General features: G+C 60.9%; 22 protein-coding genes. 12 read left to right on the top strand and 10 right to left on the bottom strand.

What is annotated here, in order from left to right; all coding sequences use genetic code 11:
• Window positions 1-129 precede the first annotated feature (129 nt).
• Together pobA and B9Z37_RS01790 are read left to right on the top strand one after the other, a co-directional pair.
• The gene (pobA, locus tag B9Z37_RS01785) at window positions 130-1,326 is read left to right on the top strand and encodes a 4-hydroxybenzoate 3-monooxygenase (RefSeq protein ID WP_108311333.1); all 1,197 of its coding nucleotides are present in this window, start codon (window positions 130-132) and stop codon (window positions 1,324-1,326) included.
• Between the two features lie 78 nt (window positions 1,327-1,404).
• Window positions 1,405-2,277 carry a CoA transferase gene (locus B9Z37_RS01790; RefSeq protein WP_108311334.1) on the top strand — a complete coding sequence of 291 codons (873 nt, stop codon included), beginning with the start codon at window positions 1,405-1,407 and terminating at the stop codon, window positions 2,275-2,277.
• A 22-nt stretch (window positions 2,278-2,299) separates the two neighbouring features.
• Here the strand turns inward: B9Z37_RS01790 and B9Z37_RS01795 are convergent, their stop codons facing one another.
• The gene (locus tag B9Z37_RS01795; protein ID WP_108311335.1) at window positions 2,300-3,547 is read right to left on the bottom strand and encodes an MFS transporter; all 1,248 of its coding nucleotides are present in this window, start codon (window positions 3,545-3,547) and stop codon (window positions 2,300-2,302) included.
• 175 nt (window positions 3,548-3,722) lie between these two features.
• On the opposite strand from B9Z37_RS01795, the gene B9Z37_RS01800 reads away from it, so the two are divergent.
• Both B9Z37_RS01800 and B9Z37_RS01805 read left to right on the top strand, forming a co-directional pair.
• Window positions 3,723-4,367: a LemA family protein gene (locus tag B9Z37_RS01800; RefSeq protein ID WP_167394293.1), complete on the top strand. Its 645-nt coding sequence runs from the start codon at window positions 3,723-3,725 to the stop codon at window positions 4,365-4,367.
• Between the two features lie 34 nt (window positions 4,368-4,401).
• Complete coding sequence (locus tag B9Z37_RS01805; RefSeq protein WP_108311336.1) at window positions 4,402-5,274, top strand: TPM domain-containing protein; 873 nt, start codon at window positions 4,402-4,404, stop codon at window positions 5,272-5,274.
• 9 nt (window positions 5,275-5,283) lie between these two features.
• Here B9Z37_RS01805 and B9Z37_RS01810 read toward each other — a convergent pair whose 3' ends face one another.
• The 4 genes from B9Z37_RS01810 to B9Z37_RS01825 all read right to left on the bottom strand — a co-directional run bounded on the left by B9Z37_RS01810 (window position 5,284) and on the right by B9Z37_RS01825 (window position 8,974).
• On the bottom strand, window positions 5,284-5,718 hold the full coding sequence (locus B9Z37_RS01810) for a nuclear transport factor 2 family protein (RefSeq protein ID WP_167394294.1): 435 nt from the start codon (window positions 5,716-5,718) through the stop codon (window positions 5,284-5,286).
• 1 nt (window position 5,719) lies between these two features.
• Window positions 5,720-6,472, bottom strand: coding sequence for an alpha/beta fold hydrolase (locus tag B9Z37_RS01815; protein WP_108311338.1), 753 nt, complete (start codon window positions 6,470-6,472; stop codon window positions 5,720-5,722).
• A gap of 10 nt (window positions 6,473-6,482) precedes the next feature.
• Window positions 6,483-7,652, bottom strand: coding sequence for an ABC transporter substrate-binding protein (locus tag B9Z37_RS01820; RefSeq protein WP_108311339.1), 1,170 nt, complete (start codon window positions 7,650-7,652; stop codon window positions 6,483-6,485).
• A gap of 77 nt (window positions 7,653-7,729) precedes the next feature.
• Entirely contained in the window at window positions 7,730-8,974 is a 1,245-nt protein-coding gene (locus B9Z37_RS01825; RefSeq protein ID WP_167394295.1) for a LysR substrate-binding domain-containing protein, read from the bottom strand.
• 194 nt (window positions 8,975-9,168) lie between these two features.
• Here B9Z37_RS01825 and B9Z37_RS01830 point away from each other — a divergent pair, with 194 nt between their 5' ends.
• Together B9Z37_RS01830 and B9Z37_RS01835 are read left to right on the top strand one after the other, a co-directional pair.
• Window positions 9,169-9,738, top strand: coding sequence for a DNA-3-methyladenine glycosylase I (locus B9Z37_RS01830; protein WP_108311341.1), 570 nt, complete (start codon window positions 9,169-9,171; stop codon window positions 9,736-9,738).
• A gap of 81 nt (window positions 9,739-9,819) precedes the next feature.
• A complete protein-coding gene (locus tag B9Z37_RS01835; protein ID WP_108311342.1) occupies window positions 9,820-11,082 on the top strand; it encodes a D-alanyl-D-alanine carboxypeptidase family protein in 1,263 nt (420 codons plus the stop codon).
• A 57-nt stretch (window positions 11,083-11,139) separates the two neighbouring features.
• Here the strand turns inward: B9Z37_RS01835 and B9Z37_RS01840 are convergent, their stop codons facing one another.
• Together B9Z37_RS01840 and hrpA are read right to left on the bottom strand one after the other, a co-directional pair.
• Entirely contained in the window at window positions 11,140-13,350 is a 2,211-nt protein-coding gene (locus tag B9Z37_RS01840) for an OsmC domain/YcaO domain-containing protein (protein ID WP_108311343.1), read from the bottom strand.
• A gap of 84 nt (window positions 13,351-13,434) precedes the next feature.
• The gene (gene hrpA / locus B9Z37_RS01845; protein ID WP_240606617.1) at window positions 13,435-17,661 is read right to left on the bottom strand and encodes an ATP-dependent RNA helicase HrpA; all 4,227 of its coding nucleotides are present in this window, start codon (window positions 17,659-17,661) and stop codon (window positions 13,435-13,437) included.
• 154 nt (window positions 17,662-17,815) lie between these two features.
• Between hrpA and B9Z37_RS01850 the strand changes: the two genes are divergently transcribed.
• The 3 genes from B9Z37_RS01850 to argA are packed head-to-tail and all read left to right on the top strand — an operon-like array spanning window position 17,816 to window position 19,875.
• Window positions 17,816-18,082, top strand: a complete 267-nt coding sequence (locus B9Z37_RS01850; protein WP_108311345.1) for a ribbon-helix-helix protein, CopG family — start codon at window positions 17,816-17,818, stop codon at window positions 18,080-18,082.
• Complete coding sequence (locus B9Z37_RS01855; RefSeq protein WP_108311346.1) at window positions 18,079-18,516, top strand: TA system VapC family ribonuclease toxin; 438 nt, start codon at window positions 18,079-18,081, stop codon at window positions 18,514-18,516. Before B9Z37_RS01850 ends, B9Z37_RS01855 begins: the two co-directional genes overlap by 4 nt.
• 12 nt (window positions 18,517-18,528) lie before the next feature.
• On the top strand, window positions 18,529-19,875 hold the full coding sequence (argA, locus tag B9Z37_RS01860; protein ID WP_108311347.1) for an amino-acid N-acetyltransferase: 1,347 nt from the start codon (window positions 18,529-18,531) through the stop codon (window positions 19,873-19,875).
• 191 nt (window positions 19,876-20,066) lie between these two features.
• Here the strand turns inward: argA and B9Z37_RS01865 are convergent, their stop codons facing one another.
• Together B9Z37_RS01865 and B9Z37_RS01870 are read right to left on the bottom strand one after the other, a co-directional pair.
• Window positions 20,067-20,564 carry a disulfide bond formation protein B gene (locus B9Z37_RS01865; protein WP_108311852.1) on the bottom strand — a complete coding sequence of 166 codons (498 nt, stop codon included), beginning with the start codon at window positions 20,562-20,564 and terminating at the stop codon, window positions 20,067-20,069.
• A 249-nt stretch (window positions 20,565-20,813) separates the two neighbouring features.
• Complete coding sequence (locus tag B9Z37_RS01870) at window positions 20,814-21,590, bottom strand: ferredoxin--NADP reductase (protein WP_108311348.1); 777 nt, start codon at window positions 21,588-21,590, stop codon at window positions 20,814-20,816.
• A 214-nt stretch (window positions 21,591-21,804) separates the two neighbouring features.
• Here B9Z37_RS01870 and B9Z37_RS01875 point away from each other — a divergent pair, with 214 nt between their 5' ends.
• Window positions 21,805-22,080: an oxidative damage protection protein gene (locus B9Z37_RS01875; protein WP_108286603.1), complete on the top strand. Its 276-nt coding sequence runs from the start codon at window positions 21,805-21,807 to the stop codon at window positions 22,078-22,080.
• Window positions 22,081-22,082: 2 nt separating this feature from the next.
• Window positions 22,083-23,306: an FAD-dependent 5-carboxymethylaminomethyl-2-thiouridine(34) oxidoreductase MnmC gene (mnmC, locus tag B9Z37_RS01880; protein ID WP_240606591.1), complete on the top strand. Its 1,224-nt coding sequence runs from the start codon at window positions 22,083-22,085 to the stop codon at window positions 23,304-23,306.
• 295 nt (window positions 23,307-23,601) lie between these two features.
• Here mnmC and B9Z37_RS01885 read toward each other — a convergent pair whose 3' ends face one another.
• Entirely contained in the window at window positions 23,602-24,792 is a 1,191-nt protein-coding gene (locus tag B9Z37_RS01885) for an ABC transporter substrate-binding protein (RefSeq protein WP_108311349.1), read from the bottom strand.
• Between the two features lie 163 nt (window positions 24,793-24,955).
• Here B9Z37_RS01885 and B9Z37_RS01890 point away from each other — a divergent pair, with 163 nt between their 5' ends.
• A complete protein-coding gene (locus B9Z37_RS01890; RefSeq protein ID WP_108311350.1) occupies window positions 24,956-25,747 on the top strand; it encodes a sulfite exporter TauE/SafE family protein in 792 nt (263 codons plus the stop codon).
• The last annotated feature ends 7 nt before the right edge of the window (window positions 25,748-25,754 follow it).

Raw genomic sequence — 25,754 nt, forward strand, 5'->3', positions numbered from 1 at the left:
GCATCAATTGCGCGATCATCGCACAGATTACTCGATATTCGCACAAACATCCACAACCCTTGCGGCCAAGATCGCGCTTATTGCCTAAGCTTGCGCTCATTCTTTTGAGACCCTTGACGGAGACACCACATGACCAAAGCCACCCGCACCCAAGTTGCCATCATTGGCGCAGGCCCCTCGGGACTGCTGCTGGGGCAGCTGCTCCACAAAGCAGGCATTGACGCCATCATCGTTGAGCGCCAAACGGGCGATTACGTCCTGAGCCGCATCCGCGCTGGCGTACTGGAGCAAGTCACCATGGACCTGCTCGATGAAGCAGGGGTAGGCCAGCGCATGCACAAAGAAGGCCTCGTACATGGCGGCTTCGATCTGCTGTTCAAGGGCGAGCGCCACCGCATCAACATGAACCAGCTCACGGGCGGCAAAAATGTCATGGTCTACGGCCAGACCGAAGTCACCCGCGACCTGATGGACGCCCGCCAGGCGGCAGGCTTGCCCACCATTTACGAAGCGGGCAACGTGCAGGTGCACGAATTCGATTCGGCCAAGCCTCGCGTCACCTACGAAAAAGACGGACAGACCCACACCATTGAATGCGACTTCATCGCGGGCTGCGACGGCTTTCACGGCGTGTGCCGCGCCAGCGCCCCCAAAGACAAGATCCGCGAATACGAAAAGGTCTACCCCTTTGGCTGGCTGGGCGTGCTGTCCGACACGCCGCCCGTGCACGAAGAACTCATTTACGCCAACAGCACGCGCGGTTTTGCCCTGTGCTCGCAGCGCAGCGCCACCCGCAGCCGCTACTACCTGCAAGTGCCGCTGACCGACAAAGTCGACGACTGGAGCGACGATGCCTTCTGGGAAGAGCTGCGCAAGCGCTTGGACCCCGAAGCGCGCCAACATTTGGTGACTGGCCCCAGCATCGAAAAAAGCATCGCCCCGCTGCGCAGCTTTGTGACCGAGCCCATGCGCTTTGGCCGCATGTTCCTCGCGGGCGACGCCGCCCACATTGTGCCGCCCACAGGGGCCAAGGGGCTGAACCTCGCGGCCACCGATGTGAAATACCTGTCCACCGCCATCATTGAGTATTACCAGGACAACTCCGAAGCGGGCATCGACAGCTATTCCGAGCGCTGCCTGCGCCGCATCTGGCGCGCTGAGCGCTTTTCCTGGTGGTTCACCAGCCTGATGCACCACTTCCCTGAAAACGGCGACATCGGCCAGAAGTTCCAGGATGCCGAACTGGACTACCTGATCCACAGCGAGTCGGGCTCCAAAACCATCGCCGAGAACTACGTGGGCCTGCCGCTGGACTTTGGAGATTGATCTGCATTGGCACGCACATGACACGGCCGCTCATGCGGCCGTCTTCATAATGGCGCACCTGCTTTCAGAACATCCATCATGTCCACACCCGCCAAACCCCTTCGCGGCGTTCGCGTCGTCAGCCTTGCCCTCAACCTGCCCGGCCCTGCAGCCCTCATGCGCTTGGCGCAAATGGGCGCCAGCTGCACCAAGGTCAATCCGCCCGCGGGAGACCCCATGCAGCACTACACGCCCAGTGGCTACGACTTGCTGCACAAAGGCGTCAAGCACAAAACACTGGACCTCAAGACACAAGCAGGCCAAGCCGCATTGCACAAACTGCTGCCCGCCACCGACGTGCTGCTGACCTCTTTCCGCCCCTCGGCACTGACCAAACTCGGCCTGAGCTGGAAGACCCTGCACAAGCAATACCCCTCGCTCAGCCTGATCGAAGTGGTGGGTGCCCCCGGTCCACTGGCCGAGATTCCCGGGCACGATTTGACTTACCAGGCCGAAGCCGGTTTGGTCAACGGCATGGACTTGCCCCCCAGTTTGTTTGCCGACATGGGCGGCGCACTCATGGCCAGCGAAGCCACACTCAAAGCGCTGATCTCACTCAAGACCACCGGCAATGGCTCGCGCCACGAAGTGGCCTTGTCAGACGCCGCCACCTGGCTCGCCCTGCCCCGCCAGCTGCGCATGACCACCCCCGACGGTGCAGTGGGCGGTGCGCACGCGGGCTACCGCATGTATGCCTGTAAGAACGGTCGCGTGGCCGTGGCCGCACTGGAGCCACACTTCGCCCTGAGCCTGTGCGAAGCCGCTGGCGTCCAACTGGCGCACCCAGTGAAAGACTTGTTCAAGCCTGCCACGCGCAAAGCCATCGAGGCTTTCCTGGCCGGCCAGACACGCGCTCAGCTCGACAAACTGGCCGAGGCCAAAGACATCCCGCTGATGACGCTGCCGCGCTGAAAGCTGTTAATCAGCCAGTCCGTCAATCTGGCAAGGGCTCGGGCAGGCGCTTGAGCGTCCTGACCTTGGACGCGCTGATGATGATGGCCTGCAGCCCAAAGCCAAGCACCACGCACCACAGGCTGACCGACACCGGAAAGCTCACGCCCAGCACACCGCCCAGCGCCGCTCCTAAAGGGCGTGCGCCCGTGCTGACCACGATGTTGATTGATGTGACCCGTCCGATCATGGCGCGAGGCGTCACCATCTGGCGCAACGTGGTCGAGGTGATGGTCCAAATGATCGGGCCTGCGCCAAAAAAGAAGTACGACAAGGCCGCCAACCAACCCTGCGGCCAAAACAAGGTCATGGCCATGGTGACTGCCGCCAGCACCGAAAAATATGGCCCCAGCAAAATGGCTTGACCGAAAGGCAGCGCACGCACCACACGCGGCGCGAGCAGCGCCCCCACGATCATGCCCACGCCATAGCAAGCCAGCGTCACGCCCACACCACCCGCATCCAGCCCCAAGTCGTGAATCGCATAGGGCACATAAGCCGCTTGCAGCATGAACCATGAAATGTTCCAGGCGATGGAGCAAAACACAATGGGACGCAGCAAGTCGCTCTGCCAGACCCACTTGGCGCCATCCTGCAGCTCCAGCAGAGGATGCCGTTCGGGCATGGGCGCCCGAGCAGGCTCACTGATGCCGCGCAAACACAAGACGGCCGACACCGACAACATGCCCGACAGCACAAAGGCTGCCGATGCGCCTGTCCAGGCGATCAGGGCTCCGGCCAACGCTGGGCCTGCCGCAAACGCGGCGCTGCGCGCCAGCTCCAGACGGCCATTGGCCTGCGCCAAACCCTCCACCTGCACGAGCGCCGGCACCAAAGAAGGTGCCGCCACACTGAAAGCCACCGTGCCCACCGCCGCCACAAAGCCAATAATGGCCAAAGCCGCAATCGACACATGCCCAGTGACCAGCAAGGCCAGCAACAGCAGCAAAGCCACCGCCCGCAGCGACTCGGCCAAAGCCATCAAGCGGGTGCGAGACGTGCGATCGGCCAACAAGCCCAAAGGCATGGCCAACAACAAAAATGGCAAGGACTGAATCGAGGCCAGCAAACCGATCTCACCCGGCCCGGCCTGCAGCAGCAGCACCGCCACGATGGGCACCGCAGCCAGGCTCAATTGTTCGGCCGACTGCGCCAACAAGTTGGACCAGGCCAATCGGCGAAAAGAAGCTGAAAGAAAATGGGGCAGCAAAGACCTTTCGATGTCAGACATCCTAAAGCAGACAAGCCCTGCTGAGTGACGCGCTCGACACAGGGCAGGGGCAGAAACCAAGGCCATAAGCACCATGCCTTGCCAACAACAAAGGCCCCTGAGCGTTGGTCAGCGCACAGTGGCGCTGACCATCCAGGCATACCCTTGCAAAACACCCGCAACAGCAAGGCATCCCATGGCATCTTCTCTCTACCGATGGCTCACCCTGTTTCTGATGACCCTAGCCCTCAGCCTGACGGGCTGCGGCTACAACCAGTTTCAAAGCGGCAACGAGCAAGTCAAGGCCAGCTGGTCTGAGGTGCTCAGCCAATACCAACGCCGGGCGGACCTGATCCCCAATTTGGTCAACGTGGTCAAAGGCCAGGCCGACTTTGAGCAGAGCACCTTACAAGCCGTGGTCGCGGCACGGGCCAAAGCCACCGCCATCCAGACCTCGCCCGAACTGGTGAACGACCCACAAGCCTTTCAAAAATTCCAGCAGGCCCAAAAAGACCTGTCCGGCAGCCTTTCTCGCTTGCTTGTGGTGTCTGAAAACTACCCTGCCCTGCGCGCCAATCAGGGCTTCATTGACCTCCAAGCCCAACTTGAAGGCACCGAAAACCGCATTGCCGTGGCCCGCAACCGTTACATCAAAGCCGTGCAGGACTACAACGTCACCGTGCATTCCTTCCCCTCCAACCTGACCGCCATGGCCCTGGGCTACAAAGAAAAACCCAACTTCTCGGTCGAGAACGAACAAGCCATGGCCCAACCGCCCGTGGTCAATTTTGGCAAGCCTGCCAACCCACCCCCAGGTTCCAACCCAGGGACAGGCAAGTGAGCCTTTGCAACGGCGTGCCTTCTGGTAATTTGCAATGCGCATGAACCAAGCTGCCCGCTGGCTGCTCGTGCTCAGCGCACTGCTGAGCTGGGCCACTGGCAGCGCTCAGGTGCCGCCAAAGACTCAGCAACCAACTCAGCAGCAACTTGCGGTGCCTGCCTTGTCAGGCCACGTCATTGACCAAACTCACACCCTCACCACAGAGCAACAGCAGCAGATCGAAGAGACATTGTCCGCATTTGAACTGCGCAAAGGCAGCCAACTGGCCGTGTTGTTGGTGCCCTCCACCCAACCCGAGACCATTGAGCAATATGCCCTGCGCGTGGCAGAACAATGGCAGTTGGGCCGCAAAAAGGTGGACGATGGCGCGATTTTGGTGGTGGCCAAAGATGACCGCACTGTCCGCATCGAAGTGGGTTACGGGCTGGAAGGCGCACTGAACGACGCCACCAGCAAACGGATCATCGAAGAAGGCATCACCCCGATGTTTCGCCAGCAAAATTTTGCGGGCGGCATCCTGGCCGGACTGCAACGCATGATGGGCGTGATCGACGGTGAACCATTGCCCGCCCCGACAGCCAAGTCACCTCAAGACCCTTGGAACAACATCACCTGGATCATTGTTGCGGGCGCCGTGCTCGGTTTTGTGTTGCGGGCGGTGCTGGGGCGCTTTCCGGGCTCGGTCATGACGGCGGCCATTGTGGGGGCCGTTACCTGGTTCCTGCTCGGGGTGTTTTCACTTGCCTTGATCGCTGGCGGCATCACCTTGCTGACTACCTGGGTCGGCATTGCCGCCCTGCTGCGCGCCCGCTTTGGTGGCCGAGGAGGCCCTGGCAGTGGGCCTGGTGGTGGTTTCAAAGGCGGTGGTGGCGGGTTTGGCGGTGGTGGCGGATCAGGGCGATGGTGACGCGGCCCGTCAGTCGACCTGCAACTCGAACCAGGCTTTGCGGTTTTGAATACGCCAGCCATCGGGGGTGAGAATCAGGTGGTCTCGAAACTCACCCACATGGTGCTTGCTGTCAGCCAGTCGTCCTTGTGTCCCATGTTCACGCCGCTGGTCACTCACGTACAGAAGCACCTTGCAAGACGATTCAGCCCAACCCGCAGGGTCCACCACCACACGGTGGTTGCACAGCAAATGCTGAGTCAGACGGTGGGGACTTTTCTGCGCATAAGAAGCCAAAATGGCAGCGCGCCCGGTCAACGGCTCGCCTCCCGGACGTTGCAGCACAGCATCTTCGGTGAAGCAAGCTGCGAAGACCTCGTATTGCTGACCATCAACCGCCTCTGCCGCCGCGATGACCAAATGGCGACACCGATTCTCGGCTTGCAACAACGCCAAAGTGTCCACGTCAATGCACCTCGACCTCAGGAGACCCAGATGCACAACGCGTGAGCCAGCGCAACAGCGAGGCAGCCACATCGGCAGGCCGCTCCATGGGAGACATGTGTCCGGCGTGTTCAATCAAGTCCAGCTGCACCAAGGCGGGGGGCATGATGGCCTGCATGGCTTCGTGCTGGGCAGGTGGTGACCATGCGTCTTGGGTGCCACACATCAACAGCGTAGGCACACCCAGGCCGCGCAAAACGTCCGAGCCATCGGGCCGAGACAGCAAAGCGCGAATCTGCCGTTCAAAAATGTCTGGGCTTTTGCGTTCAAACATGGCCAGAATGCGCTCGATCAATTCGGTATCGCCCAAGCGGTCGGGGTGCACCATGCCGCGCACCCATTGCTGAGCCATGGCGCGAACACCTTGTTCTTTGGCAATCTGCAACAAGGCAAAGCGCTTGGACACCTCGTCGTCTCCGGCTTGGCCTTCAGCTTTGGGTAAAAAACCCGTGTCCATCAAAGCCACACCGCGCACGCGCTCAGGTGCCAACCTGAGCACTTCCAGCACCACGCGCGCCCCCATGGAATGCCCTGCCAACAAAAACTGCTCAGGGGCGCAGGCGAGCAAATGACGGGCCATTTGCGGCAACGCATCGGCATCGGAATGGCCTACCACCAAGCAGTGGCGATCGGCGGTCAGCCAGGGCAACAACGGGTCCCACACGGCGTGGTCGCACATCAAGCCCGGCACCAGCAGCAATGGCAAAGCACTCATGGGTTTGCGGTCAGCGGGTTTTGCCAATGTCCTTCACGTCGGTCACGGTTTCGATTTCCTGATTCCACAATTGACCACCCACACGCTCCACCCGGCGCACATACATGTTGTGCACCACGTCTCGGGTCTGGTTGTCGATGTAGATCGGGCCGCGTGGGCTCTCAAAAGCTTGCCCCTTCATGGCGTTGAGCAAGGCTTCACCGCCAGCGCCTTTGGTGGTTTTGGCCGCTTCGTAAATCACACGCATGCCGTCATAAGCCCCCACCGCCATGAAGTTCGGGCGCAGACCGTTGTTGGCCTTGCCAAAAGCCTCGACAAACTTCTTGTTCAAAGCCGATTTGTGCGAAGCTGAGTAATGGTGCGCCGTGACCACGCCCACCGCCACATCGCCCATGTTGTTCAAAATGTCATCGTCGGTCACGCTGCCTTCGGCAATCAGGCGAATGCCCGCCTTGTCCAGACCCCGCTCGGCAAATTGCTTCATCAAAGCCGAACCCACGCCCGCAGGCACAAAGGTGAACAGGGCATCGGGCTTGGCATCTCGCACTTTCTGCAGAAAAGGCGCGAAATCAGGGCTGCGCAAAGGCACACGCAAAGTTTCAATCACCACGCCACCGTTGTTGATGAAGCGCTGATTGAAGTACTTTTCAGAGTCAATGCCAGGCGCGTAGTCGGTCACCAGGCTGACCACCTTCTTGATGTTGTTTTTGGTGGCCCAATCAGCCAGCGTGGTCACCACCTGGGGCACCGTGAAGCTGGTGCGCACAATGTACGGTGAGGCCTCGGTGATGATGGACGTGGCCGCGGCCATGACCACCAGCGGCGTTTTGGACTGTGTGGCCACAGGGGCCGTGGCCATGGCCAAAGGTGTCAAACCAAAACCCGCCAGCACCTGCACCTTGTCGTTGATGACCAGTTCCTGTGCAATGCGTTTGGTCACATCGGGTGCGCCAGTATCGTCCTTGACGATCAACACCACCTTGCGGCCAGCCACCGTGTCGCCATGCTGCGCCATATACAGGCGCACGGCCAACTCCATTTGCTTGCCTGTCGAGGCGAACGGCCCTGACATGGGCAAGACCAGCCCGATCTTGAAACTGTTGTCCTGCGCCTGCACCAAACCTGTCATCGCGCTCAGCGCCAAGCCAGCGATCGAACCCAACACCCAGCGTTTTTTCATGTTTGTCTCCTGTGGAATAACTTGTCGCCCATGATTGGGCACACTCACACAGGCGTCCAATGCTATTCAGGAACAGGCTATGCGTTTGGCTTATTTAAAGGGTTTTCACCAGCCATCTCGGACGCCACCTGGCGACTGGCCGCCAGCACAGCCTGCATGCCTGGTGTCAGCAAAATGCCCGAGCGGCGGATCAAGCCAATGGTGCGGACCGCCTCGGGCACAGCCAAAGGCAAAACCACCAGCAAATCCGCCCGTATTTCGCTTTCAATCTGACGCGGCGACATCATCGCCAAACGGTCACTTTGCATCAACATCGACTGCATCATGAGCGCACTGTTCACCCGCAGCTGGGCTATAGGCAAGGGCAAACCAGCACGGGCCAACGTGCGTTCAAAGACGGTTTGCGCTGGCGTATTGGGCATGGGCATGATCCATTGGGCATCGGCCAGGTGGTGCCACGCCAGCTTTTTGTGCAAGGCCAAGGGGTGCCCCGCCCTCACAACCACGGCCAGACCATCCACAAACAAGGTTTCCTGCATCAGCCCCTGAACGGAAAAGTCCGGGCGCAAAGCGCCCACGATCAAATCGATCTCGGCATCGCGCAGTTTGGCAATCAACGCGTCGTAGGTGCCATCCACCACCGTCACCTGCAAACCCGGTAAGGCCTGCATGACACGGTTGACCGCCACCGGCAACAAAGGGCCCACAGAAAAAGGCAAGGTGCCAATGGCCAGCCGCCCCGCCACCCGGCCAAACAGCGCGGCCAACACCTCGTCGGCCTGCGCCAGCTCGGACGCAAACAGCTTGCAACCATGAATCACCTGAGTGCCCAACTCCGTCACGCGCAAGCCATGCTGGCGACTGCGCGTGAACAGTTTTTTGCCACTGAAATGCTCCAACTGCACCAAACTTTGGTGCACCGCCGACTGGCTCACACCCAGCTGACGGGCCGTCACGGTCTCGGAGCCCGTGGCCGCCAGCGACATGAGCACCCGCAAATGCCGCAGGCCCACGCCCGATGCGAATCGGCAAGCCATCCAACCTTCCCCCTCAGCCAAGCCCACTTTTGAAGATGGTGCAATCGCCAGACATTGAAAAGCGCGAACGCAACGCTGCAACAACTCGGCACATGACGGCGTGACCCGCATGCCTTGGGCTGAACGGTCAAAAACCACCTGCTGCAAAACGTCTTCGAGCGACTGAACGGCCCGTGTGACCGACGACTGCGACACATGCAGCGCCTGCGCCGCCCCAATGCTGCTCCCGGTCAAAGACACTGCGCAAGCTGCGCGCAGGTATTTCAGGTGATCGACCAGTGGCATAGCTTTCCTTGAACTTGGGCTTGACCCTAAATCAGAGTCCATCAACGCGCATTATCCAAAAAGCCTTGAGACACCGCCCCTCCATGACGGTCAAACCACCGAGACCCTGTTCAAACGCGCATCTGTCCATCAGCTATTGCATCTGCCAAGCAGGCAGGTGTACTGGCTACACTCGCTAACTGATAAGGATTTTTATGCAACGCTGCCCCTGGTGCGAAGGCTTTGACCTTTACCGCGAATACCACGACACCGAATGGGGCGTGCCCCTGCGCGACGACCAGGCCCTGTTCGAGCTGATCAACCTCGAAGGTGCACAAGCCGGGCTGTCGTGGTCCACCGTGCTCAAAAAACGCGAAACCTACCGCGCCGCCTTTGACCAATTCGACCCTGAAAAAATCGCCCGCTACGACGAGCACAAAGTGGCCGAACTGCTTGCCAACCCGGGCATCGTGCGCAACCGCCTGAAGGTGGCCGCCACCATCGGCAACGCCAAGGCTTTTCTGGCACTGCAAGCCAGCGGTCAGCGCTTTGGCAACCTCGTCTGGCAATTTGTGGACGGACAGCCCCTGCAACACCAACGCCGCAGCATGAGTGAAGTGCCCGCCCAAACTGCCGAATCCGACGCCATGAGCAAGGCCCTGAAAAAAGCAGGTTTCAAATTCGTCGGCTCCACCATCTGCTACGCCTTCATGCAGGCGTCCGGCATGGTCAACGACCACCTGCTCAGCTGTCATCGGCATGCGCCGCTGGCTCACAACTGCTGAACGCCGTCACTGAAGCGACATAAAAACAGGCGCATTAACAGGCTGATCTCGGCGACAATCGATACATTGACCGTCAACGCCATGAACACCAAAACTTCCCCTCTTCTTCCCATCCTCTTCGCCATCGCCGCTGGCATTTTGATGCCCAACTCGGCCAGCTTTGCAGCAAGCCCCAAAGCCGCCAAGCCTGCGGCCCATAAAAAGGCGACGTCCAACAAAAAGGCCACAGCCGCAGTAAGCGCACTGCCCCCGCTGGCCGCTGAGACCGCCTTGGCGGCCGACGCGCCTGCGCTGCCTGCCAAAGCTTGGCTGCTGATGGACTACGACTCCGGCCAAGTGCTCGCCTCGGCCAACGCCGACGAAGCCCTGCCCCCCGCGTCGCTCACCAAAATGATGACCAGCTACATCGTCGAGCAAGCACTGCGCTCGGGCAAGCTCAAACCGACCGACCTGGTCACCGTGAGTGAGAATGCTTGGTGCCGAGGCACCAGCGCCGAGTCCTGCATGTACCTGCCGCTCAACAGCCAGGCCACGGTCATCGACATCCTGCGCGGCATCATCATCCAGTCGGGCAACGACGCCTCCAAGGCGATTGCCGAGCACATGGCCGGCTCCGAAGCGGGCTTTGCCAAGCTGATGAACGCCGAAGCTCAGCGCTTGGGGCTCACGCACACGAACTTTGTGAACCCCACGGGCCTGCCCGACCCGGCGCACAAATCGTCTGCGCGAGATCTGGCCATCCTGGCGCGCGCCATCATCAAAGACGGAGCGGAGTACTACCCCCTCTACGCTGAACGCGAGTTCAAGTACAACGGCATCAAGCAAGGCAACCGCAACGCCCTGCTCTACACCGACCCCAGCGTGGACGGCCTGAAAACCGGCCACACCGCAGAAGCCGGCTATTGCCTGGTCACCTCGTCCAAGCGCAACGACATGCGCCTGATCACTGTCATCCTGAACACCCACAGCCCCCAGGCGCGTGCTGACCAATCGCGCACCCTGCTGGGCTGGGGCTTTGGCAGCTTCGAAAAAGCCACCCCGATTCAGCCAAACGCCGTGGTCGGCACCCCGAAAGTCAACTTTGGCAAGGCCGACACCGTGGCCGCAGGTCTGGGTGCCCCCTGGATGCTGACCGTGCCGCGGGGCCAGCAAGTGCAAACCACCATAGAACTCAAGCCGGGCCTGGAAGCCCCTGTGGCCAAGGGCGCGGTGATCGGCAAAGTGATCGCCACAGCCAACGGCAAACCCGTGGGAGAAGCCCCACTGGTAGCGCAAGCCGAGGTGGAACGCTCGGGCCTGCTGCTGCGCGGCTGGCAACATGTGATGAAGTTGATTGGCAAATAAACGCCGACAAGCCAGCACAAAGGCACCTGCGGGTGCCTTTTTCACGAGTGGGCTGTTTTAAACCAAGGCCCGCTTCGCGGCCACACGCGCCCGCGCCGCGTGCAGTTTTTTGTAGCTGTCAAGCAAGCGCTGGTGCCGGTCCAACGTTTCCAGCTGCAAGCTGGTGGGCGTGAGGCCATGAAAGCGCACGCTGCCGCCCACCGAGCCAATGGCCGCATCCATGCGCTCATCGCCAAACATGCGCCGAAAGTTCACCACGTAGTCTTCTAGGGCCAAGTCCTCGCCCAGTGTGACTTCGAGCACCACGTTCAGGGCTTGGTAAAACAAGCGGCGCTCTACGGTGTTGTCGTTGTACTGCAAGAAAGCACCCACCAGTTCGTGGGCCTCTTCGAGCTGCTGCAAAGCCAGGTGGACCAAGAGCTTGAGCTCCATCACCGTCAATTGGCCCCACACCGTGTTGTCGTCAAACTCGATGCCGATCAGCGTGGCGATGTCAAGGTAATCGTCCAGCTCGTTGTTCTCCAACCGGTCGAGCAAGGCCTCTAGCGCCTCGTCGTCCAAGCGGTGCAGATTCAGCACATCGGCGCGGAACAAGAGCGCTTTGTTGGTGTTGTCCCAAATCAGGTCGTCGACCGGGTACACCTCAGAATAGCCGGGCACCAAGATGCGGCAGGCGGTGGCGCCCAGTTGGTCGTGCACCGTGACATAGGCCTCTTTGCCCATGGCCTGCAAGATGCCGAACAGCGTGGCGGCCTCTTGGGCGGTGGCGTCTTCGCCTTGTCCGGCAAAGTCCCATTCCACAAATTCGTGGTCTGCCTGGGCGCTGAAAAACCGCCACGACACGATGCCGCTGGAGTCAATGAAGTGCTCCACAAAATTGTTGGGCTCGGTCACGGCGTTGCTGATGAAAGTGGGCGCGGGCAGGTCGTTCAGGCCCTCAAAACTGCGGCCCTGCAGCAGCTCGGTCAGGCTGCGCTCCAGCGCCACCTCCAGGCGGGGGTGTGCGCCAAATGACGCGAATACTCCGCCCGTGCGCGGGTTCATCAGGGTCACGCACATCACCGGGTACACCCCGCCCAGCGACGCGTCTTTGACCAAGACCGGAAAGCCCTGCGCTTCCAAAGCCTCGATGCCCGCCACGATGCCCGGGTACTTGGCCAACACGGCCTGTGGCACATCTGGCAAGGCCATTTCGCCTTCCAAAATTTCGCGCTTGACGGCGCGCTCAAAAATCTCGGACAGGCACTGCACCTGCGCTTCAACCAGCGTGTTGCCCGCGCTCATGCCGTTGCTCACAAAAAGGTTTTCCACCAGGTTCGACGGGAAGTACACCACCTCACCGTCGGACTGGCGCACATAGGGCAGCGCACAAATGCCGCGCTCGGTGTTGCCCGAGTTGGTGTCAAACAGGTGCGAGGCACGCAGCTCGCCGTCGGGGTTGTAAATGCTTAAGGAATGCGCGTCCAACAAGCCTTTGGGCAGCGCGTCGCGCTTTCCCGGCTGGAACCAGCGCTCGCGGGGGTCGTGCACGAAGTCGGCTTGCGCCAGGTCTTCGCCAAAAAACACGCCCGCGTAAAAGTGGTTGTTGTTCAGGCGCTCGATGTATTCACCCAAGGCTGATGCCAAGGCGCTCTCTTTGCTGGAGCCCTTGCCGTTGGTGAAACACATGGGCGAATGCGCGTCGCGGATGTGCAGCGACCACACGTTGGGCACCAGGTTGCGCCACGACGCGATCTCGATCTTGATGCCCAAATTGGCCAACACCGCCGTCATGTTGGCGATGGTCTGCTCCAGCGGCAAGTCCTTGCCCGCAATAAAGGTCTGCGCTTGCGCGTCGGGGCTCAGCGTGAGCAAGGCCTGAGCATCGGCATCCAGATTATCCACCGCTTCAACGATGAAAGTGGGGCCCGCTTGAATCGCCTTTTTGACCGTGCAACGATCGATGGACCGCAAGATGCCTTGGCGATCTTTGTCGGACATGTCGGCCGGCAACTCCACCTGGATCTTGATGGTCTGCAGGTAGCGGTTGTCGGGGTCCACGATGTTGTTTTGCGACAGGCGGATGTGCTCGGTGGAGATGCCGCGCGTCTCGCAATACAGCTTCACAAAATAAGCCGCACACAAAGCCGAAGAGGCCAAAAAATAATCAAACGGCCCGGGCGCCGAGCCATCGCCCTTGTAACGAATGGGCTGATCGGCCAGCACAGTGAAGTCGTCAAACTTGGCCTCCAGGCGCAGTTTGTCGAGAAAATTGACTTTGATTTCCATGGGAATTCCCAAATGATGTGGTTGCCCGTCGGTGAATAAGCGGGTAGGTAACCATCTGGCCCCACCCGCGTGCTGATCATGCCCTCAATGGTTCAACTGCCCCCAAGCCTTCTCCAGCCTTTTGATACTGACCGGCTGCGGGGTGCGCAGTTCTTGCGCAAAGAAGCTCACGCGCAGCTCTTCCAGTAACCAGCGGAACTCCAGCATGCGGGCGTCTTGGGCGCCTTTGCGTTCTGCCACCAGGCGCCAATAGCGTTGTTCTTGCGGTTTCAGCTCGGCCAGGCGCTGGGCGTCGCGGGCGGGGTCGGCGCGGTATTTGTCCAGGCGCAGGGTCACTGCCTTGAGGTAGCGGGCGCAGTGCTGCAGCTGCGGCCACGGGGTGGCGGCCATGAAGTTTTTGGGCATCAGTCGTTGCAGTTGCTGAGTGCAGTCGGCCGTCGCGTCGGGGGCGTTTTTGGTGTCTTTGATTTTGCGGGTGGCCGCGCCAAACTCCAACAAGATGGTGCCCGCCAGCCGGGCCACTTCGTTGGCAATCAAGGTCAATCGCCCACGGCCTTCTTCAATGCGGCGTTTGAAGGTGATTTCGTCGTTGGGCAGCGGGTCGAGCAAAAAGGCACGGTCCAGCGCCACGTCGATGATCTGGGTTTTCAGCTCATCCGCCGTGCCGAGCGGCATGTAGGCCACGGCCATTTTTTGCAGGTCGGGGATGTTTTTCTCAAGGTACTTGAGCGCGTCTTTGATCTGCAGCGCAAACAGGCGGCGCAGGCCCGCGCGGTTTTTGCTGGCGGCCACGTCGGGTTCGTCAAACACTTCGATGGTCACAGCGTCTTGCACGTCCACCAGCGCGGGGAAGCCGATCAGGGTCTGGCCGCCTTTGCTGATTTCCATCAGCTCTGGGAGTTCGCCGAAGGTCCAGGTGGTGTAGCGCTGGGGGGCTGTGGGGGTCTGTTTGGCGGGGGTTGTGCCTGTGCGGGCATGGATACCCGCGTTCGCGGGTATGACATAAGAAGCGGGTATGACATAAGAAGCGGGTATGACATTGGCGGCGGGTATGACAGATTCTTTTGTCACACCCGACTCACCCTTTGTCACACCCGACTTGATCGGGTGTCCATGGGGGTCATGGATGCCCGCGTTCGCGGGTATGACATCTTCTTTTGTCACACCCGACTTGATCGGGTGTCCATCTGCTTGCGACGAAGACGCCATCTTCAGCTGCGCCAGCGCCTGGAACGCACCACGCGCTTTGGCACCCAGCTCGCCCTTGAGCGCCCCCAGGTTTCGGCCCATGCCCAACTGGCGGCCGTGTTCGTCGACCACCAGCAGGTTCATGAACAAATGCGGGCTGAGCATTTCGTGTTTGAAGTCAGTCCGCTTGATGTCGAGGCTGGTTTCGTCGCGGGCTTTTTTGAGCAGCACATCGGTGAGCGAGCCGCTGCCAAACAGCTCAGGTGCCGACAGCTCGGCGGCCAAGCGGGTGGCCGATTCGGGCAACGGCACGAAGCGGCTGCGCGGGCGCTGCGGCAGGCTTTTGAGCAGGGCCTGAATTTTGTCTTTGAGCAAGCCGGGCACCAGCCATTCGCAGCGGTCTTCGCTCACTTGGTTCAGTACAAACAGCGGCACCGTGACCGTGACGCCGTCGCGGGCGTCGCCCGGCTCGTGCAGATAAGTGGCCTGGCAATCGGTGCCGCCCAAGCGGATGTGTTTGGGGAAGGCCTGCGTGGTGATGCCTGCCGCTTCGTGGCGCATCAGCTCTTCGCGGGTCAGCAGCAAGAGGCGCGGCTGCTTGATGCTCTCATGGCGGTACCAGTCTTCCAGCAGGCGGCCGCTGCACACCTCGGGCGGGATCTGCTGGTCATAAAAAGCGTAGATCAGCTCGTCGTCGACCAGCACGTCTTGGCGGCGCGACTTGTGCTCCAGCTCTTCGACCTTAGCGATCATCTTGTGGTTGGCGGCCAGGAAAGGCAGCTTGGTCTCCCACTGGTCGCCCACTAGGGCTTCGCGGATGAAAATCTCGCGTGCGCCGTGCAGGTCCACCCGGCTGTAGGCCGTGCGCCGCCCGCTGTAGACCACCAGGCCGTAGAGCGTGGCGCGTTCCAGCGCCACCACTTCGGCCGATTTCTTTTCCCAATGCGGGTCGAGCACTTGCTTGCGCAGCAGGTGCGCGCCGACCTGCTCCAGCCACTGAGGCTCAATCGCCGCAATGCCCCGGCCAAACAGGCGCGTGGTTTCCACCAGTTCGGCCACTACGATCCAACGGCCCGGCTTTTTGCTCAGGTGCGCACCGGGGTGTTTGTGGAACTTGATGCCGCGTGCGCCCAGATATTCTCCCGTAGCCTGTCCCGCGCCTGACGCGGGATCTTCGAGCTTGTAACCCACGTTGCCCAGCAGGCCCGCCAGCATGGACAAGTGCAGCTGCTCGTAGCTCGCAGGCTGCGTGTTGATGCGCCACTTGTGCTCGGACACCACGGTGAGCAGCTGGGTGTGCGTGTCGCGCCACTCGCGCACCCGCCGGATGTTGATGAAGTTCTGGCGCAGCAGCTGTTCGTATTGGCGGTTGCTGAGTTTGTGGGTGGAAGCGGGGGCATGGATACCCGCGTTCGCGGGTATGACAGAGGGGGCGGGCATGCCCGCGCCTTTTGTCACACCCGGCTTGACCGGGTGTCCATGGGGCACATGTGGGGCATGGATACCCGCGTTCGCGGGCATGACAGAGGGGGCGGGCATGCCAGCGCCTTTTGTCACACCCGGCTGTCCCCTATCTGTCACACCCGGCTGCCCCCTGTCTGTCACACCCGGCTTGACCGGGTGTCCATGGGCCGTTGGGCCGCCCCTTGCGTCGTGAATCCATTTCCACAGTTTCAGATAACCCGTGAACTCGCTCTTGTCGTCGTCGAACTTGGCATGCGCTTGGTCGGCTTGGGCTTGCGCGTCCATGGGGCGGTCGCGCACGTCTTGCACGCTCATGGCGCTGGCGATCACCAGCACTTCGTCGAGCGCTTCGCGGCCACGGGCTTCCAAGATCATGCGGCCCACACGCGGGTCCAGCGGCAGGCGGGCCAGCTCTTTGCCGATGGGGGTGAGTTCGTTGTCTTCATCCACCGCGCCCAGCTCGGCCAGCAGTTGATAGCCGTCGGTGATGGCGCGTTTGGACGGCGCTTCGATGAACGGGAAGTCTTCGACCACACCCAGGTGCAGGCTCTTCATGCGCAAGATCACGCCCGCCAAAGACGAGCGCAAAATTTCCGGATCGGTGAAGCGCGGGCGGCCTGCAAAGTCTTTGTCGTCGTACAGGCGGATGCAGATGCCGTTGGCCACCCGGCCGCAGCGGCCCGCACGCTGGTTGGCGGCGGCCTGGCTGATGGGCTCGACCATCAGCTGCTCGACCTTGCTGCGCAGGCTGTAGCGCTTGACCCGCGCCGTGCCCGCGTCGATCACATAGCGGATGCCGGGCACCGTGAGCGACGTTTCGGCCACGTTGGTCGCCAGCACAATGCGGCGGCCATTCGACGCCTCAAAAATCTGGTCTTGCTCGGCCTGCGACAGGCGGGCAAACAGCGGCAGCACTTCGGCGCTGCGGGTGAGCGGCTGGTGCGCCAAGTGCTTGCGCAGGTGGTCGGCGGCTTCGCGGATCTCGCGTTCGCCGGGCAAAAAGATCAGGATGTCGCCCCCTGCCCCGCCCTGCCAGAGTTCGTCCACGCCGTCAGCAATCGCGTCATTCAGGCCGTAGTCGCGTGATTCTTCAAACGGGCGGTAGCGCTGCTCCACAGGGAAGGTGCGGCCGGAGACCATGATGACCGGGGCCGGGCCGTTGCGGGAGGCAAAGTGTTTGGCAAAACGGTCGGCGTCGATGGTGGCCGACGTGACCACGATTTTGAGGTCCGGCCTGCGCGGCAGGATCTGGCGCAGGTAGCCCAGCAAGAAGTCGATGTTCAGGCTGCGCTCGTGCGCCTCGTCGATGATGATGGTGTCATAAGCTTGCAGCAGCGGGTCGGTCTGGGTTTCAGCCAACAAGATGCCGTCGGTCATGAGCTTGACCGAGGCATTTTTGCTCAATCGGTCCTGGAACCGCACCTTGAAACCCACCACCTCGCCCAGCGGGGTCTTCAATTCCTCCGCAATGCGCTTGGCCACCGAGCTGGCCGCAATGCGCCGGGGCTGGGTGTGGCCGATCATCCGCGCACGTTCACCCGGTTTGGCGTTGAGCTTGCCGCGCCCCAGCGCCAGCGCGATTTTGGGCAGCTGCGTGGTTTTGCCCGAGCCGGTTTCACCACAGACGATGATGACCTGGTGCTGGTCCATGGCGGCCATGATTTCGTCACGGCGGGCTGAGACGGGCAGGCCTTCGGGGAAGTCGATTTGGAGGGGGGTGGGGTTTGCAAACTCGGTCACGGGCTGGATTATCCCACGACACGTGTTCACGTGCTACACTGGTTTACGTGAACTTTCAACTTGGAGGTTTTGGATGACCAACCTGACCATTTCCCTCGACGAAAACCTCGTCAAACAAGCCCGCATCAAGGCCATTCAAGAAGGCACATCCTTGAGCGCGAAGGTGCGCGAGATGCTGGCTGCCTATGTGCGGCAAGATATGCCTGCCGCCCCGATCGTGATTCCCAAACTGCCCGTTTCCAAAGCCCGTGGTGGTCTAAAGCCGGGCATCGACCCCAGCAGCAACCGATCCCTGTACGACGCGATGGACGCGGGTATGGACCTGAAGAACCTGTCATGACGCCTGACGTCAATGTGTTGGTGGCCGCTTTCCGGCTTGACCACCCTCACCACTTGCCTGCACGAGCTTGGCTAGATGAAGCCATGCTCCAAGCTGCCAATGGACGCAACAGCCTGATCCTGCTGGGCACCGTGGTGACTGGCTTTTTACGCATCAGCACCAACCCCAAAATCTTTCGGGAAACCGATCCTTTACAGGATGTGATCGACTTCATCGACAGCCTGCTCAGCTGCCCAGGCGTGCAATTTCAGCCGCAGGGTGCCACCTGGCCCAATTTGCGGCAAGTGTGTCTGGCACAACAAGCCACAGGAAACTTGATCACCGATGCTTGGATCGCCGCAACGGTGATGCAATCCGGTGAGACACTCTGCACATTCGACCGCGATTTTTCGCGTCTGCTTCCCGCAGACCAACTTCTTTTGCTCAAGCCCTGACACCTCAAGCCCATGCCCACAGTCTTCAATTTCACTTTCGTGCCCTGGTTCCGGTCGGTGGCGCCTTACATCCACATGCACCGGGGCAAGACCTTTGTGGTGGGCATCGCGGGCGAGGCGATTGCGGCGGGCAAGCTGCAACACCTGGCGCAAGACTTGGCGCTGATCCAGAGCATGGGCGTCAAGATCGTGCTGGTGCACGGTTTTCGCCCGCAGGTCAACGAGCAACTGGCCGCCAAAGGCCACGCCCCCAAGTACTCGCACGGCATGCGCATCACCGACAGCGTGGCGCTGGACTGCGCCCAAGAGGCGGCGGGGCAACTGCGCTACGAGATTGAAGCGGCCTTCAGCCAGGGTTTGCCCAACACGCCCATGGCAGGCTCGACAGTGCGGGTGATTTCGGGCAACTTCATCACCGCACGGCCTGTGGGCATTGTGGACGGTGTGGATTTCCAGCACTCGGGCTTGGTGCGCAAGGTAGACGTGGACGGCATCATGCGCACGCTGGACATGGGCGCGATGGTGCTGCTGTCGCCGTTTGGTTTTTCGCCGACTGGCGAAGCCTTTAATTTGGCCATGGAAGAAGTGGCCACCAGCGTGGCTGCCGAGCTGCAGGCCGACAAGCTGATTTTTGTGACCGAGATTCCGGGCATCCGCATGCAACCGGGCGAGCCCGCCAGCGAGGACAACCCCATCGACACCGAGCTGCCGTTGGCTGCAGCCAAGCAGTTGCTGGCCTCACTGCCCACGCCCACCGAGCCGACCGACATCGGCTTTTACCTGCAGCACTGTGTTAAGGCTTGCGAAGAAGGCGTGGAGCGCTCGCACATCCTGCCCTTCACGGTGGACGGCGCGTTGCTGCTGGAAATTTATGTGCACGACGGCATTGGCACCATGGTCGTCGATGAAAAGCTCGAAGAACTGCGTGAAGCCACGGCCGACGACGTGGGCGGCATCTTGCAACTGATCGAGCCGTTTGAGAAGGACGGCACCTTGGTCAAGCGCGACCGCACCGAGATCGAGCGCGATGTGGACCACTACACCATCATCGACCACGACGGCGTGATCTTTGCCTGCGCAGCACTCTATCCCTACCCTGAAGCCAAGACGGCCGAGATGGCGGCACTCACCGTGTCGCCCCAGTCGCAAGGCCAAGGCGACGGGGAAAAGGTGCTCAAGCGCATCGAGCAACGCGCCCGCGCCATGGGCCTCAAAAGCATCTTCGTGCTCACCACGCGCACCATGCACTGGTTCATCAAGCGCGGCTTTGTGCAGGTCGACCCCGACTGGCTGCCCGAAGCGCGCAAACGCAAGTACAACTGGGACCGCAAGAGCCAGGTGCTGGTCAAGAAGCTCTGACCGCCACGCCTTCGAATGTCATGGATACCCGCATGCGCGGGCATGACGCACCAATGTCACCCCCGACTCGATCGGGGGTCCATGCTGCTTGTCTCGTCACCCCGACTCGATCGGGGGGCCACGCCTTCGACTGTTATGGCTACCCGCATGCGCGGGTATGACACAGCAGGCGCTTGCCCCCGCAGCGGTCATCAGCGGTTCTTGACAGCCTTGACTGCGACGCACAGGCCCAATAGGCCAAACACCACAAAGCACACAAATGACCAATTGGCGATGGAGCCGCCCAAAAAGGTCCAGTCGACCTTGGTGCAGTCGCCGCTGCCTTTGAAGATCATGGGAATGGCGCGGTTGATGGGGAAGTTTTCGACCATGCCGTAAAAATCACGGCCACAGGTCACCACTTCGGGGGGGTACCACTGCAGCCAACTTTGGCGCGCAGCGGTAAAACCACCAAAGCCCGCCACCAGCGCCAGCAACAAGCCCGACACGGCCAAGCCCCAACCGCGCAAACGCCAGCCCACAGCCGCCACCAGCACCACACCGATCAGCGCATAGCGCTGCACGATGCACATGGGGCAAGGGTTCAGGCCCACCACATGCTGCAAATACAGTCCAAAGGCCAGCATGCCGATGCCCGACAGAGCGATCAGGGCCAGCAGGCGTGAGGGAGTGATGGGCGTCAGGTTCATGGCGTGGGTCAAGGATTTGTCATGCTGGCCAGGTTCACGTTTGTCATGCCCGACTGGATCGGGCATCCAGGCTGTTCAGTCATGGATACCCGCATGCGCGGGTATGACATGAATTTTCGGATATCCATCTGCGGGGGTGTGACAAAAAGGCTTGGACACCAGCATTTACGGTTGTGAGAACACAAAAATCCTATTTTGCCTTCATGCTCCGGCCAGATCGGTGAGGCTTTTCACAAAGCCCCTGCCCAATCAGGACTCGGCAAAGGCGCGTTCGATGACGAAGGCACCCGGGGTGCTGGTGTTGCCTTCTGACAAACCGTGCTCTTCGCAGATGCGCTTGAGGTCCTTGAGCATGCCAGGGCTGCCGCAGATCATGACGCGGTCTGTTTCGGGGTCGAGCTTGGACAGGCCCAGATCGGCAAACAGTTTGCCGTTTTCGATCAGATCGGTCAGACGACCCTGGTTTTTGTAGGGCTCGCGGGTCACGGTGGGGTAATAGAGCAGTTGCTGGCTCACCATCTCGCCCAGAAACTCGTTGGCGGGCAACTCTTTCGTGATGTAGTCGTGGTACGCCAATTCGTTGACCTGACGCACGCCGTGGACCAGGATCACTTTTTCGAAGCGCTCATAGGTTTCGGGGTCGCGGATGATGCTCATGAACGGCGCCAGACCCGTGCCGGTGGACATGAGGTACAGGTTTTTGCCGGGGAGCAGGTAGTCGCACAGCAAGGTGCCTGTGGGTTTGCGGCCCACCACGATGGTGTCACCCACCTGGATGTGTTGGAGCTTGGAGGTCAGCGGGCCGTCGGGCACCTTGATGCTCAGGAATTCGAGGTGTTCTTCGTAGTTGGCACTGGCGATGGAGTAGGCGCGCAGCAGTGGTTTGCCGTTGTCGCCGCGCAGGCCGATCATGGTGAAATGACCATTGGAAAAGCGCAGAGCCTGGTCACGTGTGGTGGTGAAGCTGAACAGACGGTCGGTCCAGTGGTGAACGCTCAAAACGCGTTCTTCAAGAAAAGCACTCATTTGATTTGTCTGGGTTATGGCAGGGACAAGAGCCCCAAAGCCACTGGGGGGATGCTGAAAGCTTGCTACAGTTGCAGCCTGATAGACCACAAGAAAGTCGATCCTGTCGCGAAACAGGGCGTATTTTCGTGTGAACCGCTCAATACTGGAAATACTGAAATTTTATATCCGTATAACCAGAGCTTCTTAAGATAGATCAAGGCTGAAAGACACCATGGCACGCACCGTTCAATGCATCAAACTCGGCACCGAAGCAGAAGGCTTGGACTTCGCGCCTTATCCCGGCGAGTTGGGCAAGCGCATTTGGGAAAACGTGAGCAAGCAAGCTTGGGCTGACTGGCTCAAGCACCAGACCATGTTGGTCAATGAAAACCGCCTGAACTTGGCCGATCTGCGCGCCCGCCAATACCTGGCTCGTCAAATGGAAAACCATTTCTTTGGCGCAGGCGCTGACGCTGCCCAAGGCTACGTGCCACCAGCCGCCAACTGAAGTTGGCTGAAACCGTCGTCAACATCGACACATTGAGCCCCCCGCCTCTGGCACGCCAAGCGCTGGTCATCGGCGCAGGCTTGTCGGGCTCTGCTGTGGCGCACAGCTTGGCGCTGCGCGGCTGGGCCGTCACGGTCTTGGACCGCGCTGCAGGCGTTGGCGCAGGCGCTTCTGGCCTGCCAGCTGGTTTGGCCGCGCCCCATGTCTCGCCCGACGACAACGTGCTCTCGCGCCTGACGCGTGCGGGCGTGCGGGCCACCCTGCAACGCGCCCAAGCACTGCTGCAAAGCGGCACCGACTGGGCTTTGACAGGCGTTTTGGAGCACAACCTGGCCGGCAAGCGCAGGCTGCCCAAAGCCGGACTCGCGCAAGCACCCGGTGCCGACACGGCCTTCGACACGTCAACCCCAGGCAGCACACTGGCCAGCCCCGCACAGATTGCCGCAGCAGGCCTGCCACCCGAAACCCCCGCTCTGTGGCACAGCATGGCGGGCTGGATCAGGCCCCGACAGTTGGTGGCTGCGCAACTGCAAACACCAGGCGTGCAAGTCCTTTGGGGGCAAGCGGTTCAACACATTGAGCGCCAAAATGGTTTGTGGACCGTGTTCGATGGGCAAGGCCTGGCGCTGGGGCAAGCGCCTTTGCTGGTGGTGGCCAGCGCCTTTGACAGCTTGACTTTGCTGCGCCCCCTGCCCGGCTTTGCCGTGCCACTGAACCCCTTGCGCGGGCAGGTGAGCTTTGGGCACATGAACGAACTGAACGAGGCCCAGCGCCAGCTGCTGCCGCCCTTTCCGGTCAATGGGCATGGCAGCTTCATCCACGGCGTAGCCACACCGGAAGGCCAAGCAGGCTGGTACATCGGCTCGACCTTTGAGCGCAACTGCGAGCAAGCGCCTGTCAGGCCCGAAGACCACGAGGCCAACCAGCTGCGCTTGTCCACCTTGCTGCCGGACTTGGGCGCGGCGATGCAAAACCGGTTTGAACCTGCGCACGTGCAAGGTTGGGCAGGCTTGCGTTGCACCCTGCCCGACCGACTGCCGGCTGTAGGTCCCATCGACAGCGAAAGCTTGCCGGGCCTTTGGCTGAGTGCAGGCATGGGCGCACGCGGCATCAGTCTGGCGGTGCTGTGTGGTGAACTGACTGCCGCGTGGTTGTGCCGTGAGCCCCTGCCTTTGGCGCCCGCTTTGGCCAAGCACCTGGCGGCCGAGCGCTACAAGAAGCACTGAACAACTTGCACCTTGTTGAGGTGAGATGGCAGCCCGCTCTCGATGGGCGCTCAAATCCCTATGTCACCCCGCACTCGATGCGAGGCCAATATCCCATGTCACCCCGCACTCGATGCGGGGTCCATGCCTGCACATAGATGGATCCCGGGTCAAGCCCGGGATGACGAACTGGGTAAAGGTGACGAACTGGGTAAAGGTGACGAACTGGGTAAAGGTGACGAATTGGGTAAAGGTGACGAACTGACTGGGGATGACGAACCGGCCTGCGATGACGAGTTGGCCCGAGATGAGGGCTTTACTTCATCGCATCTGCCGGGCGGCGCGATTTCACATAGGCATCGGTGGGCTGATACGCCTTGCCATCGGCATAGCGCCACTGCACCATGGTGCCCTTGCCGCCGCGCTGATCGAGCTTGCCCACATAAGCCCCCATGGTGGACTGCTGGTCAATGGCGCGGTATTCGGCCGGGCCAAAAGGCGTGCTGAACTTCAGGCCACGCATGGCAGCGACCAGCTTTTCGTTGTCCACACTGCCGGCTTTTTTGATACCTGCAAAGATCGACTGCATGGTGGCGTAGCCCACGACCGAGCCCACCTTGGGGTTCTCGTTGAACTTCTTGTAGTAGTTGGCGGCAAAGCTGGCGTGCTCTTTGTTGTCGAGCTGGTCCCAGGGGTAGCCGGTCACGATCCAGCCCTTGGGTGTTTCGTCTTTCAGCACTTCCAAATATTCAGGCTCACCCGACAGCAGCGACACCACAGGCGTCTTGGGGAAGACGTTGCGCTGGTTGCCTTCGCGCACCAGCTTGGCCAGGTCCGCACCAAAGGTCACGTTGAAGATGGCGTCGGGCTTGCTGGCCATAGTGGCAGTGAGGGTGCTGCCCGCGTCGATCTTGCCTTGGGCGGGCCACTGCTCGCTCACGAACTCCACATCGGGGCGCTTGGCCTTGAGCAACTCTTTGAAGCTGGCCACAGCGCTTTGGCCGTATTCGTAGTTGGGCGCAATCGTGGCCCAGCGCTTGGCAGGCAGCTTGGCCGCTTCTTCGACCAGCATGGCCGCTTGCATGTAAGTGCTGGGGCGCAGGCGGAAGGTGTAGCGGTTGCCTTTGTCCCAGACGATGGCGTCGGTCAGCGGCTCGCTCGCCACAAACAGGCGCTTGTTTTTGGCGGCGTGGTCGGCCAAGGCCAGACCCACGTTGGACAAAAAGCCCCCGGCCAGCACGTCCACCTTCTCTTTGGATGTCAGCTCGATGGCGTGGCGCAGGGCCTCTTCGGGCTTACCCGCGTCGTCTCGGGCGATGACTTCGACCTTGCGGCCAAGCAGACCTCCTTGGGCGTTGATCTCTTCGACCGCCAGCTGCCAGCCTTGTTTGTAGGGCTGGGTGAATTGGGGAATGGCGGAATAGCTGTTGATCTCACCGATTTTGATCGGGGTTTGGGCAAAAACGGGGGATACGGCCAGCAGGCCAGCGGCAATAAGGCGGTTCATAAAAATAGTCCTAGGGTTAAGGGCGAGAGCCGTGACTGTACCAGCCGATTTTCGATCTGTCGCAAACGGGACATGCGCCAGCACACTCCTTATAAGCATTAAGAATATATGCACAACTAAAAAATCGTTTGTTTTGGCATAAGACCACCTTACAGTCGCCCCCATGGTTGATTTGGCTTATGTCTTTGCAGGTTTCTTCGTGGGCACCATCGTGGGCCTGACGGGGGTGGGTGGCGGCTCGTTGATGACGCCGCTCCTGATCTTTTTCTTTGGTGTGAAGCCTTACATGGCGGTGGGCACCGACCTGCTGTTTGCGGCCTTCACCAAGCTGGGCGGCACCATCAGCTTTGCACGCCAGCGCATAGTGCCTTGGCGCGTGGTGGGTTTGCTCAGCGCGGGCAGCATCCCGGCGTGTCTGGTGACTTTGGGCTTTTTGCACTGGGTGGGCCCAGCCTCCTCCCAAGTGCAGTCGCTGATGACGACCACGCTGGGCGTGGCGCTGCTGCTCACCGCTGCAGCCATGCTCTTCAAAGCCGTGCGGGGCAAACAACTCCCCCGCCACCTGGACGCCGCCGACGAAGCCCGCGCCAGCACCCCTCGCCACTGGAGCCTGCCGGTGCTGTTTGGTGCGCTGATCGGTACTTTGGTCACGCTCACCTCGGTCGGCGCGGGGGCCATTGGCGTGACCGTGCTGCTTTTGCTTTACCCGCTTTTGCCCCTGCCGCGCATCGTGGCGGCGGACATCGCTTATGCCGTGCCCCTAACCTTGGTGGCGGGCTTGGGTCATGCATCGCTCGGTTCGGTGGACTGGCCGCTGCTGGCCAAGCTGTTGGCCGGGTCGATTCCCGGCATCTGGCTGGGCTCACGCCTGACACACCACACACCCGACCGCGTGATCCGCTCGCTGCTGTCCGTGCTGCTCGCATGGGCGGGCACCAAGCTGGTCCTGATCTGATTTTTTT

Source organism: Limnohabitans parvus II-B4, from assembly GCF_003063455.1.
Taxonomy (GTDB): Bacteria; Pseudomonadota; Gammaproteobacteria; order Burkholderiales; family Burkholderiaceae_C; genus Limnohabitans_A; species Limnohabitans_A parvus.

Bases quoted from the DNA above. Each gene is read 5' to 3' on its own strand.
- B9Z37_RS01890 (WP_108311350.1), top strand. From the start codon at position 24,956: ATGGTTGATTTGGCTTATGTCTTTGCAGGTTTCTTCGTGGGCACCATC.
- B9Z37_RS01855 (WP_108311346.1), top strand. From the start codon at position 18,079: ATGACGCCTGACGTCAATGTGTTGGTGGCCGCTTTCCGGCTTGACCAC.
- B9Z37_RS01820 (WP_108311339.1), bottom strand. From the start codon at position 7,652: ATGAAAAAACGCTGGGTGTTGGGTTCGATCGCTGGCTTGGCGCTGAGC.
- B9Z37_RS01825 (WP_167394295.1), bottom strand. From the start codon at position 8,974: ATGCCACTGGTCGATCACCTGAAATACCTGCGCGCAGCTTGCGCAGTG.
- B9Z37_RS01835 (WP_108311342.1), top strand. From the start codon at position 9,820: ATGAACACCAAAACTTCCCCTCTTCTTCCCATCCTCTTCGCCATCGCC.
- B9Z37_RS01805 (WP_108311336.1), top strand. From the start codon at position 4,402: ATGCGCATGAACCAAGCTGCCCGCTGGCTGCTCGTGCTCAGCGCACTG.
- B9Z37_RS01815 (WP_108311338.1), bottom strand. From the start codon at position 6,472: ATGAGTGCTTTGCCATTGCTGCTGGTGCCGGGCTTGATGTGCGACCAC.
- B9Z37_RS01800 (WP_167394293.1), top strand. From the start codon at position 3,723: ATGGCATCTTCTCTCTACCGATGGCTCACCCTGTTTCTGATGACCCTA.
- B9Z37_RS01795 (WP_108311335.1), bottom strand. From the start codon at position 3,547: ATGTCTGACATCGAAAGGTCTTTGCTGCCCCATTTTCTTTCAGCTTCT.
- B9Z37_RS01865 (WP_108311852.1), bottom strand. From the start codon at position 20,564: ATGAACCTGACGCCCATCACTCCCTCACGCCTGCTGGCCCTGATCGCT.
- argA (WP_108311347.1), top strand. From the start codon at position 18,529: ATGCCCACAGTCTTCAATTTCACTTTCGTGCCCTGGTTCCGGTCGGTG.
- pobA (WP_108311333.1), top strand. From the start codon at position 130: ATGACCAAAGCCACCCGCACCCAAGTTGCCATCATTGGCGCAGGCCCC.
- B9Z37_RS01790 (WP_108311334.1), top strand. From the start codon at position 1,405: ATGTCCACACCCGCCAAACCCCTTCGCGGCGTTCGCGTCGTCAGCCTT.
- B9Z37_RS01875 (WP_108286603.1), top strand. From the start codon at position 21,805: ATGGCACGCACCGTTCAATGCATCAAACTCGGCACCGAAGCAGAAGGC.
- B9Z37_RS01830 (WP_108311341.1), top strand. From the start codon at position 9,169: ATGCAACGCTGCCCCTGGTGCGAAGGCTTTGACCTTTACCGCGAATAC.
- B9Z37_RS01870 (WP_108311348.1), bottom strand. From the start codon at position 21,590: ATGAGTGCTTTTCTTGAAGAACGCGTTTTGAGCGTTCACCACTGGACC.
- B9Z37_RS01840 (WP_108311343.1), bottom strand. From the start codon at position 13,350: ATGGAAATCAAAGTCAATTTTCTCGACAAACTGCGCCTGGAGGCCAAG.
- hrpA (WP_240606617.1), bottom strand. From the start codon at position 17,661: ATGGCCGCCATGGACCAGCACCAGGTCATCATCGTCTGTGGTGAAACC.
- B9Z37_RS01850 (WP_108311345.1), top strand. From the start codon at position 17,816: ATGACCAACCTGACCATTTCCCTCGACGAAAACCTCGTCAAACAAGCC.
- B9Z37_RS01885 (WP_108311349.1), bottom strand. From the start codon at position 24,792: ATGAACCGCCTTATTGCCGCTGGCCTGCTGGCCGTATCCCCCGTTTTT.